14 protein-coding genes are annotated in these 16,406 nt (G+C 74.3%); 9 read left to right on the forward strand and 5 right to left on the reverse strand.

The window, feature by feature from the left end; translation table 11 throughout:
- Window positions 1-5: 5 nt before the first annotated feature.
- Window positions 6-626 carry a hypothetical protein gene (locus FB462_RS00075; protein WP_141859345.1) on the reverse strand — a complete coding sequence of 207 codons (621 nt, stop codon included), beginning with the start codon at window positions 624-626 and terminating at the stop codon, window positions 6-8.
- A 110-nt stretch (window positions 627-736) separates the two neighbouring features.
- Here FB462_RS00075 and FB462_RS00080 point away from each other — a divergent pair, with 110 nt between their 5' ends.
- From FB462_RS00080 to FB462_RS00095, 4 genes are all read left to right on the forward strand, one after another.
- The gene (locus FB462_RS00080; protein ID WP_141859347.1) at window positions 737-1,369 is read left to right on the forward strand and encodes a GNAT family N-acetyltransferase; all 633 of its coding nucleotides are present in this window, start codon (window positions 737-739) and stop codon (window positions 1,367-1,369) included.
- Window positions 1,370-1,439: 70 nt separating this feature from the next.
- Entirely contained in the window at window positions 1,440-1,907 is a 468-nt protein-coding gene (locus FB462_RS00085) for a hypothetical protein (RefSeq protein ID WP_141859349.1), read from the forward strand.
- Window positions 1,908-2,064: 157 nt separating this feature from the next.
- Window positions 2,065-2,634 (forward strand): DUF1684 domain-containing protein, encoded by a 570-nt coding sequence (locus FB462_RS00090; protein ID WP_058742824.1) that lies wholly within the window; start codon window positions 2,065-2,067, stop codon window positions 2,632-2,634.
- A 34-nt stretch (window positions 2,635-2,668) separates the two neighbouring features.
- Complete coding sequence (locus FB462_RS00095; RefSeq protein ID WP_229666987.1) at window positions 2,669-3,028, forward strand: GntR family transcriptional regulator; 360 nt, start codon at window positions 2,669-2,671, stop codon at window positions 3,026-3,028.
- Window positions 3,029-3,185: 157 nt separating this feature from the next.
- Here FB462_RS00095 and FB462_RS00100 read toward each other — a convergent pair whose 3' ends face one another.
- On the reverse strand, window positions 3,186-4,079 hold the full coding sequence (locus tag FB462_RS00100; protein ID WP_141859353.1) for an endo alpha-1,4 polygalactosaminidase: 894 nt from the start codon (window positions 4,077-4,079) through the stop codon (window positions 3,186-3,188).
- A gap of 271 nt (window positions 4,080-4,350) precedes the next feature.
- Here FB462_RS00100 and FB462_RS00105 point away from each other — a divergent pair, with 271 nt between their 5' ends.
- On the forward strand, window positions 4,351-5,973 hold the full coding sequence (locus tag FB462_RS00105) for a DEAD/DEAH box helicase (protein ID WP_141859355.1): 1,623 nt from the start codon (window positions 4,351-4,353) through the stop codon (window positions 5,971-5,973).
- Window positions 5,974-6,112: 139 nt separating this feature from the next.
- Complete coding sequence (locus FB462_RS00110; protein ID WP_058742809.1) at window positions 6,113-6,316, forward strand: CsbD family protein; 204 nt, start codon at window positions 6,113-6,115, stop codon at window positions 6,314-6,316.
- Window positions 6,317-6,426: 110 nt separating this feature from the next.
- Here the strand turns inward: FB462_RS00110 and FB462_RS00115 are convergent, their stop codons facing one another.
- Window positions 6,427-6,969 carry an NUDIX hydrolase family protein gene (locus FB462_RS00115; RefSeq protein ID WP_058742808.1) on the reverse strand — a complete coding sequence of 181 codons (543 nt, stop codon included), beginning with the start codon at window positions 6,967-6,969 and terminating at the stop codon, window positions 6,427-6,429.
- Between the two features lie 73 nt (window positions 6,970-7,042).
- On the opposite strand from FB462_RS00115, the gene FB462_RS00120 reads away from it, so the two are divergent.
- Window positions 7,043-7,663 (forward strand): alpha/beta hydrolase, encoded by a 621-nt coding sequence (locus FB462_RS00120; RefSeq protein WP_229666988.1) that lies wholly within the window; start codon window positions 7,043-7,045, stop codon window positions 7,661-7,663.
- 224 nt (window positions 7,664-7,887) lie between these two features.
- Here FB462_RS00120 and FB462_RS00125 read toward each other — a convergent pair whose 3' ends face one another.
- Complete coding sequence (locus FB462_RS00125) at window positions 7,888-8,550, reverse strand: PadR family transcriptional regulator (protein WP_373286855.1); 663 nt, start codon at window positions 8,548-8,550, stop codon at window positions 7,888-7,890.
- 160 nt (window positions 8,551-8,710) lie between these two features.
- Here FB462_RS00125 and FB462_RS00130 point away from each other — a divergent pair, with 160 nt between their 5' ends.
- Window positions 8,711-13,525 carry an ATP-dependent helicase gene (locus tag FB462_RS00130; RefSeq protein WP_141859360.1) on the forward strand — a complete coding sequence of 1,605 codons (4,815 nt, stop codon included), beginning with the start codon at window positions 8,711-8,713 and terminating at the stop codon, window positions 13,523-13,525.
- 41 nt (window positions 13,526-13,566) lie between these two features.
- Window positions 13,567-14,346, forward strand: a complete 780-nt coding sequence (locus FB462_RS00135) for an Fpg/Nei family DNA glycosylase (RefSeq protein ID WP_058742898.1) — start codon at window positions 13,567-13,569, stop codon at window positions 14,344-14,346.
- A 57-nt stretch (window positions 14,347-14,403) separates the two neighbouring features.
- On the opposite strand, the gene FB462_RS00140 is transcribed toward FB462_RS00135, so the two are convergent.
- Window positions 14,404-16,389 carry a glycosyl hydrolase gene (locus tag FB462_RS00140; RefSeq protein WP_141859362.1) on the reverse strand — a complete coding sequence of 662 codons (1,986 nt, stop codon included), beginning with the start codon at window positions 16,387-16,389 and terminating at the stop codon, window positions 14,404-14,406.
- Window positions 16,390-16,406: the final 17 nt, after the last annotated feature.

Here is a 16,406-nt window from a genome sequence, read left to right on the forward strand (position 1 = left end):
GAACGCTACGCGCGCGGACCCGATTCCCGCTGCGCGGCCGCTCGCAGCGTGACGAGGTCCGGTCCGGCGGCGAGCGCCGTCCGCACGTCCTCCGGGTCCAGGACCGCGGCCCCCTCGGCCGCGCTGACGAGGTGCCGGACCGCTCGGCGCAGTCCGGTGAACGCGGCGCAGGCCGCGGCGGCCTCCGGTGAGGTGTGGTCGATGCCGACCGCGACGAGGGCGTCGACCACGGCACCGGCGGCCAGCAGGTCCTCGACGGCCTGGTCGGGTGCATCAGCGCGGTCCGCCGTCTCGCCCGCGTCGTCGGCGGCATCGGGATGCGCGTGCGTGCGCCCGGCGGCGACGACCGCGACGACGCACCGGTCACCACGCTCGGCCTGGAGGCGCGTCACGCGTTCCGCGACGGCGGTCGCGTCGCCGAGGTGGCCGAGCACGACCTCCGGACCGTCCGGCACGCCGGTCACCGTGGCGCGCAGGGCGCGCAGCCGGTCGGCGGGTGCGGTGCCGCGGCGGTCCGGGAGGACGTCCACCCAGACGACGAGGTGCGCGTCGCGGGCGATGCGATCGGCGCCGGTCGTCCCCCACGCGAACCGGACCTGGTACTGCTCCTGCATGCGTGCTGCCACCCGCGACACGATAGTGGCCGCGACCCGGCTGTCCGTTCCCACAGGCCCGGTCTCCACAGGTGCGGTCGAGCAACCTCGGCACCCATCGCCCGACCGTAGGATCGGTGACCATGGAGATCGCCACCGTCCCCACCCTGCACGGCGACCGCGTCACCCTCGAGCCCCTCGAGGCCGAGCATGCGGAGGACCTGCGGACGGCGGTCTCGGACGGCGACCTCTGGCGCACCTGGTACACGTCGGTGCCCGCCCCCGACGCGGTCGACGCCGAGATCGACCGCCGTCTCGCCGAGCACGCCGCGGGGCGGATGCTGCCCTTCGCCGTGCGGGACCGGCCGACCGGGCGCGTGGTCGGGGCGACGACCTTCATGAACGTCGACACCGTGAACCGCCGGGTCGAGATCGGCCACACGTTCCTGGCCCGGGCGGCCCAGCGCACCGGGATCAACACCGAGGCGAAGCTGCTCCTGCTCTCGCACGCGTTCGACGCCTGGCAGTGCATCGCGGTGGAGTTCCGCACGCACTGGCACAACCACCAGTCACGCGCGGCGATCGCCTCGCTCGGGGCGAAGCAGGACGGCGTCCTCCGCAGCCACTCGATCGGTCGCGACGGCACGCTCCGCGACACCGTGGTGTTCTCGATCACCGCGGCCGAGTGGCCGACCGTGCGCCTCGCCCTGTCCGAGCGGCTGCGCACCCGGGACCGCGCCGAGGGCTCGCGTCGCCGCGCTGCCCGACACGCCTGACCCCGGCTCCCCCACAGGCCGGTTCCAGCCCGACCCCGGCGTCCCAGCGTCGCCGCGTACCGTCACCGGCATGCACGTCGGTCTCCGCATCGTCCTCGACGCCCCGGTCGACGCCGTCCGCGACGCCCTGCTGTCGCCGTCGGTGATGGTCGCCGTCACGAAGCCGTTCCTCGTCTACCGGTCGCGCGCGGCTGGTGGGTTCCCGGAGCGCTGGACCCCGGGCAGGGCCGAGCCGATCACGGCCGCGGCGTTCGGCGTCCTGCCGAGCGGGGACACGCAGGTCGACATCGACCTGTACGAGGTCCAGGGCGTCCCGGTGCAGCGGGACAACGGCGGCGGCGTCTCCGGACTGTTCGGCCGGATGGACATGGCACACCGGATGGCCACGGTCGACCTCGGCGACGGCCGGACCCTGCTGCTCGACCGCCTGACCTACCGGATGCGTCCGGCGGTCCTCGGGCTCGCGCTCTGGCCGGGCATGTGGGTGATCTGGCAGTGGCGGGCACTCCGGATGCGACAGCTCGCACCGACCTGGTAGCCCGGACCCGAGCGCCCAGACCCGGGAGCACCGACGACCGCCGCGCCGCTGGCACCGTCCACGGACCGCGGCGTACGCTCGACCCGTGAGCCAGACGCAGGAGCCGAGGGCCCGTGACCGCGTGCACAGCACGCTGGCCACCGTGGACTGGCGGCGGATGACCTTCGACCTGTACCGACGGGTCCGCGCGACCTCGGACCCGGAGACCGCGCACGCGATGTGGCGGGAGACCCGGGACGCCATGTTCGGCGAGCACCCGGCGAGTCCGTTGCTGGACGAGGACGCCCGCGACTTCGAGGCCCTGCCCGTGCCGGACTACGACCCCGAGTGGCGCTTCCGGGCCCGCATCGAGCCCGCCGAGGCACTGGCGATGGACGTCGAGACGGGGACGGACGGCACGGTGCACTTCGACCGGCTCGGCGTCGTCCGGCTCCCCGGCATCGGGTCGCTCGACGTGTGGTCGCACGGCGGCTACGCGGGCGGTGTGTTCGTCCCGGTCAAGGACGCGAGCGCCGGTCGTGCGCGCGGGACCTACGGCGGCGGCCGGTACCTGCTCGACACGATCAAGGGCGCCGACCTCGGGGGCGACGACGGCGAGCTCGTGCTCGACTTCAACTTCGCGTACAACCCCTCGTGCGCGTACGACCCGGCGTGGGCGTGCCCGCTCGCGCCGCCCGGGAACACCGTCGCCGTGCCGATCCCGGTCGGCGAGCAGTACGACTTCTGACCGAACGCAGGGACGGGACGCAAGGGTGGAGCGCATGACGGGACTCGTGGCCCTGGACGCCGGCGGCCGGGTGCCGCCGTTCGAGCAGGTGCGGTCGCAGATCGCGGCCCAGATCGGGGCCGGCTACCTGGTGGACGGCGAGCGGCTGCCGAGTGTCCGGGCGCTGGCCGAGGAGCTCGGGCTGGCCTCCGGGACCGTCGCCCGGGCGTACCAGATGCTCGAGGAGGCGGGTCTCGTGCACACCGCTCGCGGCGCCGGGACCCGGGTGGTGCGCCCGGCGGCCGTGCCGGACAGCGTCGCCGAGGCCGCACGCGCCCTCGTGGCCGCGGCGCGCGAGGCGGGCCTGTCCGCCGACCAGGCGGCAGTCGCCCTGCGCGAGGCCTGGCCCGCCTGACGCGACCGGTCCGCGCGACCCGGCCCCGATCCTCCCGGCCGTCACCCGCACTCCCGACCGCGGAACGCAACCTCGGCGGATTCTCGCAGCGACATCGCGCTGCGCCGAACCGCCGACGTTGCGTCTTGCGGGACGGAAGCGGACGGGACCGGCGCGGTCAGCAGTGCTCGAAGACGTACGCGTCGTCGTCGGGGGTGACCAGGTCGCGGTCCCGCAGGATCGTCATCGGCGGACGGTCGCGCATCGCGCACACCGACGACCACGACCGGTCGAGTGTGTCCGCGTACTCGACGTCGAGCACGCGGTCCCCGTAGGCCGCCGTGTACGCGCCGCACTCCTGGTACTGGACGCACTCCTCGGCGACGACGAAGTCGAAGCCCGTCGCCGTGCGGCCAGACGTCCCGAGCTGCGGGGTGTTCTTCTGCCCGACCGCCAGGCCGTGCTCGTGCCCGAGCCGCACGAGCGCCGACGCCAGCGCGAGGTTGTCCGCCCGCGTCAGGCGCTTCCCGGAGCGGGTCCACGAGTCGAGGTTGTCGTACTCGACGGCGTCGAACCCGCGGTCGGCACACCGCGCGACGTCACGCCGCAGGACGCCCACGACCTCGGCACGCTTCGCGGCGGTGGTGGTGTCGAGGAGCACCTCGTCCGGCCAGCCGGGGTCCGACACGGGCTCGCCGTCGTCGTCGCGGAGGACCGCGTCCGGGTGGTCGGACAGCCAGGCGTCGGTCTCGTCGGGCTGGGTCTGGAAGCCGTTCACGTAGCAGATCGAGTACGTGCCGGCCGCCGGGTGCGCGGTGCTGTCGCGCTCGACGATCGTCACGCCGGCCGGGGGCGCGTAGGGACCGCCGAGCTGGTAGTCCGGCAGGCCGGACACCGGGAAGGCCCGGACCGCCGCGGACCCGATGGGAGCCGGGGCCCGACCGACGGGCGCGGTCGCGGTCGGGGCACCACCGCCCGCACAGGCCGTCGCACCGAGGGCGACGAGGACGGCAGTCACCACCGCGGCGACGGCGGCCTTGGTCGGGGTCAGCGGGGTCCTGCGGGGGCGCACTCCGGGATCATCGCACGCGCTCGGCGAACGGCCATCCCCGCGATCACGGGTCGCCCGCTATGCTGGGGGTACTCGAGGCGCCGATCGCCTCGTGCGTCGTACGGACGCCCCGGACTCCCGACCCTCATCCGGTCGATGATCACGCACCGTCACATCCGGTGCCAGGCTCTCTGCTGCGGCGACCGCGTCAGCCACGCTGATGCGGGGATCCCGCCCGCGCGCCGACCACGAGCGCGCCCACGGCCGGCACGTGCCGGCCCGAAAGGTCACCATGACCGCATCCCCCTCCTCCGTCCGTTTCTCCGACCTGGGCGTCCCGGCGCCGATGGTCGACGTCCTCGTCCAGCAGGGCAAGGAGACGGCGTTCCCGATCCAGGTCGACACGCTCCCCGACTCCCTGCGGGGCAAGGACGTGCTCGGCCGCGGCCGCACCGGTTCCGGCAAGACGATCGCGTTCGCGATCCCGCTCGCCGCGCGTCTGGCGGCCTCGACCCGCAAGCGTCGCGCCGGTCGCCCCCGTGCGCTCGTGCTCGCCCCGACGCGGGAGCTCGCGACGCAGATCGACGCGACCCTCGCACCGCTGGCGAAGGCGATGGGCCTGAACACCACCACGATCTTCGGCGGTGTCGGCCAGGGCCGGCAGGTCGACGCGCTCCGCGGTGGCGTCGACGTCGTCGTCGCCTGCCCGGGTCGCCTCGCCGACCTCATGCAGCAGGGCCACGTGCACCTGGACGGCATCGAGGTCACCGTCCTCGACGAGGCCGACCACATGGCCGACATGGGCTTCCTGCCCGGCGTGACGAAGATCATGCAGGCGACGCCGGAGCAGGGGCAGCGCCTGCTGTTCTCGGCGACGCTCGACAACGGCGTGGACAAGCTCGTCAAGAAGTTCCTGCACAGCCCGGTCATGCACTCCGTCGACGACGAGACCAGCCCGGTCGAGGCGATGACCCACCACCTGTTCGAGGTCGCCGACGCCGACGCGAAGAAGGACCTCGTCCGCACGCTCGCCTCGGGCACCGGTCGCCGCATCCTCTTCATGCGCACCAAGCACCACGCCAAGCGCCTCGCGAAGCAGCTGACCAGCCAGGGCATCCCGGCCGTCGACCTGCAGGGCAACCTGTCGCAGGGCGCCCGGGAGCGGAACCTCGCGAAGTTCTCGTCCGGCGAGGCCCTCGTGCTCGTCGCCACCGACGTCGCCGCCCGTGGCGTGCACGTCGACCACGTCGAGCTCGTCGTGCACGTCGACCCGCCGACCGAGCACAAGGCGTACCTGCACCGCTCGGGCCGCACCGCGCGTGCCGGTTCCTCCGGTGACGTCGTGACCGTGACCCTGCCGGCCGAGCGCCGCGACGTCGCGCAGATGATGCGCGCCGCCGCGATCTCGGTGAAGCCGCAGCAGGTGACGGCGACGTCCCCGGCGGTGACCGAGCTCGTCGGCGAGGTCGCACCGATCCGGCACGTCGAGGAGCAGCCGGTCCAGCAGCAGCAGCGCCAGCGCGCGCCGCGTGCCGAGTCGGCCGGCTCCGGCAGCGAGGGCGGCGGTCGTCGCCGTGGTCGCGGCGGACGGTCGGGAGGCGCGGCCCAGCCCGCCTCGACCGGTGCGTCCGGCACGTCGGCCCGGTCCGGCAACGGGCGCGGCGGCCGGTCGACCTCGGGTCGCGGTGCCGCCGCGGCTCCGGCGACCGCGGCCCCGGCGACCGGTGGACAGCGTCGCGGCGGCTCCGGCCGTCGTGCCTCGAGCGACGTCGTGCGCGGCGGGTCGAGCGCCGTGTGGTCGTCCGAGGGCGGGTACGTCGGCGGGCGCAGCGCCGGTTCGGAGTCGGGCGGCGCGCGGCGTCGCAGCGGCTCGCGTCGGGCCTCGCGTCCGGCGGGGTCGGCCGACCGCCACTGATCTGCCAGGGCTGACCGGCCCGTCCGGTCCGAACCTGGACGCCGGGTGCGAGCCTGGTCGTCCGGCGGCGTAGGTTCTCCTGCACCGGACGCCGCGCGAGCGGCTGACGGGGAATCGTCCGTCGTTGGAAGGAGACCGTATGGCTGGCAGCGAAGACAACAACCACACCGGCGAGAAGCTCGTCGGCAAGGTCAAGGAGGGCCTCGGCAACCTGACCGGCAACGACAAGCTGAAGGCCGAGGGTCAGACCGACCAGGCCAAGGCGTCGGCCAAGCAGGGCGTCGACGACGTCAAGGACGCGGCGCACGGCGTCGCGGACAGCCTCCGCAACGACAAGCACTGAAGCCGGTCCCAGCGACCGCGCTGCGAAGCCCCCGGAACCGATCGGTCCCGGGGGCTTCGTCGTGTGCAGGTGCGGCGGGCGGAGGCCGCGCGGGCAGCGGGCGGGTCCCGCTAGTGCAGGGCCCCGACGGACGCCAGGCCCGCACGGAGCAGGGCGCCGCGACCGCCCTCCATCTCCTCGGCGACGGCGTCGGAGGCCGCCTCGATCGGGCTCATCCACGTGAGCTCGAGGGCGTCCTGACGCGGCTCGCACGTCCCCGTCACGGGCACGACGTACGCGAGGGAGATCGCGTGCTGCCGCTCGTCGGTGAACACCGAGGCGCCGGGGAGCGGGAAGTACTCGGCGACCGTGAAGGGCGTCGGGCTCGCGGGGAGCTGCGGGAACGCCATCGGACCGAGGTCCTTCTCGAGGTGCCGGAACAGCGCGGTCCGGATCGACTCGCCGAACATCACGCGGCCGGAGACGAGCGTCCGGGCGATCGACCCGCTCGGCGAGACGCGCAGTAGCACGCCCACCTCGGTCACCACGCCGAGGCCGTCGGTGCGGACGGGCAGCGCCTCGACGTAGCAGATCGGCAGGCGCCGGCGGATGTTCGCGAGCTCCTCGTCGGACAGCCAGCCGGAGTCGGGGTCGGGGGTGCGCAGCGAGGCCATGCACCGTGTCTACCAGTCGCCCCGGCGAGTTCGGCGCACGCCGCGGTCGCCGTGGACGGCTAGCGTCGTCCACGTGATCGATGCGGACGTCGTGCAGTGGACCCGGCCGGCCGACGAGCGGGCGGGGACGCCGCTGCTCGTCCTGCTGCACGGGGTGGGCTCGAACGAGCGGGACCTGCTCGGGATCGCACCCGCGCTCCCGCCCGCGTGGACGGCCGCGTCGCTGCGCGCCCCGATGCCGTGGGGTCCCGGGTTCTCCTGGTACCCGCTCGGGACGCCGGGGTCCCCCGCGGTCGGTCCGGTGGACGATGCCGTCGACGAGGTCCTCGCGTGGATCGACGACGTCGCGGCCGACCATCCCCGTATCGGACTGCTCGGGTTCTCGCAGGGTGGCTCGATGGCGCTGCAGCTCCTGCGCGCGCGACCGGGGGCGTTCGCGTTCGCGGTGTCGCTGTCCGGCTTCGTCGTGCCGGGGGTCGCGGACTCCCGCGACGAGGCCGTGGCGACGATCCGCCCCCGGGTGTTCCTGGGGCACGGCGACCTGGACCCGGTGATCCCGGCGGAGGCGACCGCACGCACGCAGGCGTGGGCCGCCGCGCACACGGACGTCACCGACCGCACGTACGCGGGACTGGCACACGCGGTGTCGTCCGCGGAGCTCGCCGACGTCGCCGCCTTCGTCGACGCCGACTGACGCGGGCAGCGGAGGTCGCGGCCCCTCCGTCCGCCCCGTCGATGGAGCAGACGACGTCGGGTCGCCTCCGTGCACGCGACGGCTTCTGCTCCATCGACGGGGCGAGGGGGTGACGGGGCGAGGGGGTGACGGGTTGCGGGGGTGGCAGGAAAGCGGCCGGGAGGCACGTGGCGGGCCCGCCACGTGCCTCCCGGCCGTCGTCGTGTCGCGTCGGACGTGAGCCGCTAGTCCGCGAGGATCTGCAGCAGGTCCTTGCGGAGCTGGTCGATCTTCGCGGTGGCCGCCTTCGTCTGCTCGTCGGTCGCGCTCGACCGGTACACGTGCAGCACGCCCATGGTCTTCCGGAGTGCTTCGACGAACTCACGCTGCGTGTCCGGCATGCCCGGGGCGGCGTCGAACGCCGCGGCGATCTCGTCCGCCTTGGCCGCGGCCTCGGCCCTGCCCGCCTCGGTGAGCTCGAACAGCGTCTTGCGCCCGTCGCCGGTCGAGACGACGAGGTCCTCGTCGACGAGCTGCTGGAGCGTCGGGTAGACCGAGCCGGGGCTCGGCTTCCAGGCGCCGCCGGTGCGCTCGGCGATGGTCTTGATCACGGCGTAGCCGTTCTGCGGGCCCTCGGCGAGGAGGCCGAGGATCGCGAGACGGACGTCGCCGCGACGACGGCGTTCGCGGCCGAAGCCAGGGCCGCCGCCGAACCCGGGACCGAAGCCCGGGCCGAAGCCGCGTCCGCCGAACCCGGGACCGAAGCCACCGCGTCCGCCGTGGTCGTGGTCACCGCGGTCGCGGCCGGGGAAGCCGTGCCCGTGGTGCTGCCGCGCGCCGCCGAAGCGGGGGCCGCGCGGACCGGTGCCGCGCTGGTCGCGGCGGTCGTGCATCTGGTCGTCGTGCATGGTGTGCATGAGGACTCCTTCTGTGTGTCGGGTGAAGTGGGCTCGCGACCTGTTGTGTGCGTGTCGCGATGCGTCAACGATAGATCGCTAACTATCGCGATGTCAAGCATCGGTCTTCCTTGGCCCGCTGTCGGTGGCCGCGGGCAGGATGGGACGGACCATGACGGACGTCCTCGAGCGCTTCTCCCCCGCGACCGCGGAGTGGTTCCGCGGCGCGTTCGCCGCCCCGACCGCCGCGCAGGCCGGCGCCTGGGACGCCGTGTCGACCGGTCAGCACGCGCTGGTGATCGCCCCGACCGGGTCCGGCAAGACCCTGGCGTCGTTCCTGTGGTCGATCGACCGGCTCATCAGCGCGACGGACCGTCCACCCGCCAAGCAGCGCACGCGGGTGCTCTACGTCTCGCCGCTCAAGGCCCTCGGGGTCGACGTCGAGCGGAACCTCCGCAGTCCGCTGGTCGGCATCACGCAGACGGCCCGGCGGCTCGGCACGGAGCCGCCCGAGGTCACCGTCGGGGTCCGGAGCGGGGACACCCCGTCCGCCGACCGGCAGCGCCTGCTCCGCCAGCCGCCCGACATCCTCATCACGACGCCCGAGTCGCTGTACCTCATGCTCACCTCCGCGGCGCGCGAGACCCTGGTGAACGTCGACACCGTGATCGTGGACGAGGTGCACGCGGTCGCGTCCTCGAAGCGCGGGGCGCACCTCGCCGTGTCGCTCGAGCGGCTCGACGACCTGCTCGACGCGCCCGTGCAGCGCATCGGTCTCTCCGCCACCGTGCGGCCCGCGGAGGAGGTCGCTCGGTTCCTCGGCGGCCGGGCACCCGTCACGATCATCGCGCCGCCCGCGCAGAAGACCTTCGACCTACGGGTCGTCGTGCCGGTCGACGACATGACCGAGCTCGGCGCACCCCCGGTCGGTGCCGACGCCACCGAGTCGCCGACCAACGGCTCGATCTGGCCCCACGTCGAGGAACGGGTCGTCGACCTGGTCGAGGAGCACCGGTCGACGATCGTTTTCGCGAACTCCCGACGACTCGCCGAACGCCTGACCGCGCGGTTGAACGAGATCCACGAGGAACGGGTGCTGGCGGCGCGGGACGTCCGAGAACCGGCGGCCGTCGGTGCTGCCGGTGCCGGGTCCGGACCGGGCGGTGCTGGGGCCGGACCGGTCGGGCAGTCGCCCGGTCGCGCGTCCGCGCACGCTCCGGTCGCCCAGCCGAAGCGGCCGCCGGCGCAGGTGATCGGCCAGTCCGGGCAGACCGACGGCGGCGGGTCCGACCCGGCGGTCCCGGTGCTCGCCCGGGCGCACCACGGCTCGGTGTCGAAGGACCAGCGCGCGATCATCGAGGACGACCTGAAGTCCGGGCGCCTGCGCTGCGTCGTCGCGACGAGCTCGCTCGAGCTCGGTATCGACATGGGCGAGGTCGACCTCGTCGTGCAGGTCGAGGCCCCGCCGTCCGTGGCGAGCGGCCTGCAGCGCGTCGGCCGCGCGGGACACCAGGTCGGCGAGATCTCCCGCGGTGTGCTGTTCCCGAAGCACCGCGCCGACCTCGTGAACAGCGCGGTCACCGTCGAGCGCATGGTGTCCGGGCAGATCGAGTCGATCTCGGTCCCCGCGAACCCCCTCGACGTCCTCGCCCAGCACACCGTCGCCGCCGGTGCGATCGACACCGTCGACGTCGAGCACTGGTTCGAGCTCGTCCGGCGGAGTGCCCCCTTCAGCTCCTTGCCGCGCTCCGCGTTCGAGGCGACGCTCGACCTGGTGACGGGGCGCTACCCGAGCGACGAGTTCGCCGAGCTCCGGCCGCGCCTGGTGTGGGACCGCGTGCACGGCACCCTGACCGGGCGACCGGGAGCGCAGCGGCTCGCGGTCACGAGCGGTGGCACGATCCCCGACCGCGGCATGTTCGGCGTGTTCATGGTCGGCGAGAAGGCGTCCCGCGTCGGCGAGCTCGACGAGGAGATGGTCTACGAGTCCCGGGTCGGCGACGTGTTCGCCCTCGGCGCGACCAGCTGGCGCATCGAGGAGATCACCCACGACCGGGTGCTCGTCAGCCCGGCGTTCGGGCAGCCGGGACGCGTCCCGTTCTGGAAGGGTGACGGCATCGGCCGGCCCGCCGAGCTCGGCAAGGCGACGGGTGCGTTCGTCCGCGAGGTCGAGGGCGCCTCTGACGAGGACGCCCGCGCACGGGTGGCCGCCGGTGGGCTGGACGACCGCGCCGTCACGAACCTGCTGACCTTCCTCCGCGAGCAGCGCGAGGCCACCGGACACGTCCCGAACGACACGACCCTGGTGGTCGAGCGGTTCCGTGACGAGCTCGGCGACTGGCGGCTCATCCTGCACTCGCCGTACGGGATGCAGGTGCACGCCCCGTGGGCCCTGGCCGTGGGCGCCCGGCTCCGCGAACGACACGGGATCGACGGCGACGCGATGGCCGCCGACGACGGGATCGTCGTCCGGATCCCGGAGACCGACGCCGAGCCGCCGGGGGCCGACCTGTTCGTGTTCGAGCGCGACGACCTCGAGGCCGTCGTGACGGACGAGGTCGGCGGCTCGGCGCTGTTCGCCGCGCGCTTCCGCGAGTGCGCGGCGCGCGCCCTGCTGCTGCCGCGCCGGAACCCCGGGCAGCGGTCACCGCTCTGGCAGCAGCGGCAGCGCGCCTCGCAGCTGCTCGAGGTCGCGCAGAAGTACCCGACGTTCCCGATCGTCCTCGAGACCGTGCGCGAGGTCCTGCAGGACGTGTACGACGTCCCCGCGCTGCTCGGCATCGCGGACCAGATCGGCGAGCGCCGCATCCGCCTGGTCGAGCGTGAGACCGAGCAGCCGTCACCGTTCGCCCGGTCGATCCTGTTCGGGTACGTCGCGGCGTTCATGTACGAGGGCGACTCCCCGCTCGCCGAGCGCCGGGCCGCGGCGCTGTCGCTCGACTCGACGCTCCTCGGCGAGCTGCTCGGGCGCGCCGAGCTCCGGGAGCTGCTCGACCCCGAGGTGATCGCCTCCGTCGAACGCGACCTGCAGCGGCTGTCGCCCGACCGCCGTGCGCGGGACGCCGAGGGCATCGTCGACGTGCTCCGGCTCGTCGGGGCGCTCGACCTGCCGGAGTTGACGGCGCGCAGCTGGCTCGCCGACGCGGCCGACCAGCAGGCGGCGGAAGCCACGGTGCGGACCGCCCTCGAGTCACTCGAGCGCGACCGGCGGGTGCTCTCCTTCAGCCAGGCCGGGACGACCCGCTGGGCGGTGATCGAGGACGCCTCGCGCCTGCGGGACGCCCTCGGGGTCCCGCTGCCGATCGGCGTCCCGACCGCGTTCGTCGAGCCCGTCGCCGACCCGCTCGGCGACCTGGTCGGCCGGTACGCGCGGTCGCACGGACCGTTCTCGCTGCAGGACGCCGCCGGACGCCTCGGGCTCGGCGTCGCGGTCGTCCAGGACACCCTGCGCCGACTCGTCGCCGACCGCCGGGTCGTCGAGGGCGAGTTCCGGCCGGACCGACAGGGCGCGGAGTGGTGCGAGGCCGAGGTGCTCCGCCGCATCCGCACGAAGTCGCTCGCGGCCCTGCGGCACGAGGTCGAGCCGGTGTCGCCGGACACCCTCGCGCGCTTCCTGCCCGCGTGGCAGCACGTGCACACCCCGGGGACCCGCGGTGGGCTGCGCGGCGTGGACGGTGTCCTGCAGGTGATCGACCAGCTCGCCGGCGTCGCCCTGCCCGCGAGCGCGTGGGAGACCCTCGTGCTGCCCGCCCGGGTCAGCGACTACTCGACGAGCATGCTCGACGAGCTCACCGCCACGGGCGAGGTCCTGTGGTCCGGCGGTGGCACGCTCCCCGGCAACGACGGGTGGGTCCGACTCCACCTGGCGGACACGGCGGAGACGACGCTCGCCGAGCCCTCGGGCGACGAGACCACCGAGCTCCAGCGCGACGTGCTCGGCGCACTCGCCGGCGGCGGCGCGTACTTCTTCCGGCAGCTCGGCCAGGCGGTCGGCAGCACGGACGACACCGCCCTGGCGACGGCGCTGTGGGACCTCGTCTGGGCCGGGCAGATCACGAACGACACCTTCGCCCCGCTCCGCGCGATGCTCGGCGGGAAGGCGAAGAGCACGAGTGCGCCGCGCTCCCGGCCCTACCGCGGCCGGCGACGACCGACGCTCCCGACCCAGTCCGGACCGCCGTCGGTCGGCGGCCGGTGGTCGCTGCTGCCGCTCGCGGAGTCCGACGGCACCGTCCGCGCCGCCGCGACCGCGGAGCAGCTGCTCGAGCGGTACGGCGTCGTGACCCGGGGTGCCGTGCAGGTCGAGGGCGTGCGGGGCGGATTCACCGGCGTGTACCGGGTGCTCAGCCGGTTCGAGGAGTCCGGTCGGGCCCGCCGCGGGTACTTCGTCGAGGGACTCGGGGCGGCGCAGTTCGCGACGAGCCCCACGGTCGACCGGCTCCGGACGTACGCGCGGGACCTGGACGACGACGAGCGCGCCGACGCCGACCGGGAGCGCCAGGCGCTGACCCTCGCCGCGACCGACCCCGCGAACCCGTACGGTGCGGCGTTGCCGTGGCCGTCCGACGGCGACCCGGCGGACACCACGGGCGCGGCCGACGGCTCCGACGTCGCGGCCGCCGGCACCAGCACCAGCACCAGCACCAGCACCAGCACCAGCACGGTGCGAGCCGCAGCTGCCTCCACCGGCACGGCCAAGACCCGCGGGCACCGACCCGGGCGGAAGGCCGGCGCGCTGGTCACGACCGTCGACGGCCGCCTGGTGGTCTACGTCGAACGGGGCGGGAAGTCCGTCCTGACGTTCACCGACGACCCGGCGGACCTGCTCGCGGCGGCCCGGTCCATCGCCGCGGTGGTGCGCTCGGGGCTCCGGAAGCTCGCGGTCGAACGCGTGGACGGGGAGTTCGTCCTCGAGAGCCCGCTCGGCAGCGCCCTGCGCGAGGCGGGCTTCACCGCGACCCCGCAGGGGGTGCGGCTCCGTGTCTGAACCGAGCACGACCGGCGCGACTCCGAGCGGGACGGTGTGCCGTGCCCGAGGGTGACACCGTCTTCCGGGCCGCCCGACGCCTGCACACCGCCCTCGCCGGCAAGGTCCTGACCCGCTCCGACTTCCGGGTGCCCGCGTTCGCGACGCTCGACCTGGTCGGTCGGACGGTCGACGAGGTCGTCCCGCGCGGCAAGCACCTGCTCCACCGGATCGGCGACCTGACCGTGCACTCGCACCTGAAGATGGAGGGCCGGTGGGACGTCTACGCCCCGGGTGAGCGCTGGCGACGGCCGGCGCACCAGGCACGCGTGGTGCTGGACGCCGAGGACGTGTCCACCGTGGGCTTCACCCTCGGGGTGCTCGAGGTGGTCCCGCGCGAGCAGGAGTCCGAGGTCGTCGGACACCTGGGGCCGGACCTGCTCGGCCCGGACTGGGACGCCGACCGGGCGCTCGCGAACCTCACGGCCGAACCGGACCGCCCCGTCGGACTGGCGTTGCTCGACCAACGGGTGCTCGCGGGCCTGGGCAACGTGTACCGGAACGAGCTGTGCTTCCTGCGCGGTGTGCTGCCGACGCGGTCGGTCGGGCAGGTGCAGGACCCGGCGCGGACGATCGCGCTCGCGAGCCGGCTCATCCTGGCGAACCGCGACCGCAACGCCCGCGTGACGACGGGCGTCGACCGCCCGGGTCGGCGCTTCTGGGTGTACGGACGGGCCGGCAAGCCCTGCCTGCGGTGCGGGACGCCGATCCGGCACGGTGAGCTCGGCGACTCCGAGCTGACCCTGCGCGACACCTACTGGTGCCCACGCTGCCAGACGTAGCCGGAGCAGCCAGCAGCGCCGGAGCGGCCAGCAGCGCCCGCAGAGCGGGTCCGCGCATCACGTCCGCATCATGATCCACGCGTACAGGTACGACCGCGAGTTCGCCGCGTCGACGACCGCGTCCGGCAACCGCTTCGCGTCCGCGAGCGCCGCCGCCGCGTCCGACTTCCCGCCGAGCGCCCGGTACATGAGCAGGTAGTCGCCGAACTGCACGTCGTAGCGGCCGTCCGGCACCGCCTCGTCGAGGACCCGCTGGATCTGCGCCCGACCACCGGCGCCGGCGTACTCCCCCGCCATCGCCGGCATCGGGATGAGCTCGATCCCGGCTGGGGCCGCCGCCGCGGCGCTGAACCACGTCGCGTGGTCGCGCTTGCCGCCCCAGTTCAGGGACACCACCCGGTGCGTGAAGCCCGGGAACGCGGACAGGTCCGGGTCGAGGACGTCGCGCTGCGCCGACGCCGCCTCGTTCGACAGCAGCCAGGTGCCGACCGAGCGCAGGGGCGCCGACCCGGACACCGTGCCCCAGCGGGCGACGCCGTTCCAGGCGGACACCGCCTCGGACGCGGACTCCTGGTTGTTGCCGTCCGCGAAGGGCGAGTACCCGGACGCCCACGAGTGCTGCGCGTACGGGTCGTAGACGCGGAGCGCCGGGAAGGACGTCGTCTGCGTCGGCGAGGCGATGTCCGCCGCGACCAGGTCGGCGACCGTCCGCCACCGGGACACGAGCGCGTCGTCCCTGTCCGCGACCATCGCCGCCGCGGACAGCAGGTAGCCGTAGTGGAAGTGGTGGTCGTTGAACTCGTCGGACCCGAAGGACGGCTGCTGCCCGACGAGCCCGTGCACGGTCGGGTCGTACCGGAAGCACCGGGCGCTGCGGTCGCCGCAGCCGGACGCGTCGAACCACTGGTCGAGCTCGCTGACGATGGACGACTTCAGCGCGGCGGCCTGGTCGTCGAGACCGAGCCCGACCGCGAGCCGGTACAGCGTCGCGACGCGGTACAGGTCCTTGCCGCCGCCGTAGGTGTCGGCGGCGTACGACGACGGGTCGACCCCGGCGGCGTCCTCGCGGACCTGCTCGGAGAGCGTGGTGCGGTCCGCCGCGGAGAGCCCGGACAGGTCGAGACGGTCGTCGGGTTGCACGGTCTTCGCTGCGAACCGGAGGGCGGTCCCGGTGCAGACCGAGGCGGGCCCGGTGATGGTCGCGACCTCGAGCCCGGTGCAGGACAGACCGGACGTGCCCTGACCGGCCTGCGGGACGAGGACGCCCGCACCGCCGCCGAAGTCGTAGCCGAGCGTGGTGCGCTGCGTGGACCGGGTCGCGCTGCGTTCGAGGGTCGTGCCGGCGAGGGGTCGCGCGGCTGCGATGAGCCGTGCGACCTGGGACGCGCTCGCCCCGTCCGGGGTCGGCAGCAGGACGACCGAGCCGCCCTCCCGCAGCGCGATCCCGGAGGCGTCGACGGTGCCGTCGCGGACGACGACCTGCCAGGTGCGGCCGCCGCCGGTCATGGTCGCGGTGCCGTCACCGGTGCGGGTGAGCGGCGTGGTGGCGCGGAGCTGCTCGTCGCGTGCGGCCGTGTAGGACACGAGCGGTGAGCCCTCGGCGACGACGGAGTGGCCGAGCACGGTGTCGCCGTCGCGGTGTTCGACGGTCACCGACACGGCGTCGTACGCCGACACCAGGGTGCTCGTCGCGCCGAGGTCGAAGCCGACCTGCGGCACGGCGCCGCCCGCGATGGTCTTCTCGGTCGCGGTAACGTCCGGCAGCCCGGCGGCGAACCCGCCGCTGGTGACCTGCCACGAGATCGGTGACGGGAACACCGGCTGCGGTGCCGCGCCGAACACGAGCCCGGAGAACCACCGGTTCGTCGGGGGCAACAGCCCGTCCGCCAGGCGCATCGTCCCCGCGGTGGAGGACGTGACGTCACCCAGGGCGGCGACCGCGCGCGCCTGGGCCGCCGCGTCGGTGGCAGAGGCGGACGGGGTCGGGTGATCCGTGCCTCCCGGCCCGGTGCACGCGGTGACCAGGAGGGTGACGGCCGTCACCAGGGTGACCAGCAGGA

The organism is Curtobacterium citreum (assembly GCF_006715175.1).
Lineage (GTDB): Bacteria > Actinomycetota > Actinomycetes > Actinomycetales > Microbacteriaceae > Curtobacterium > Curtobacterium citreum.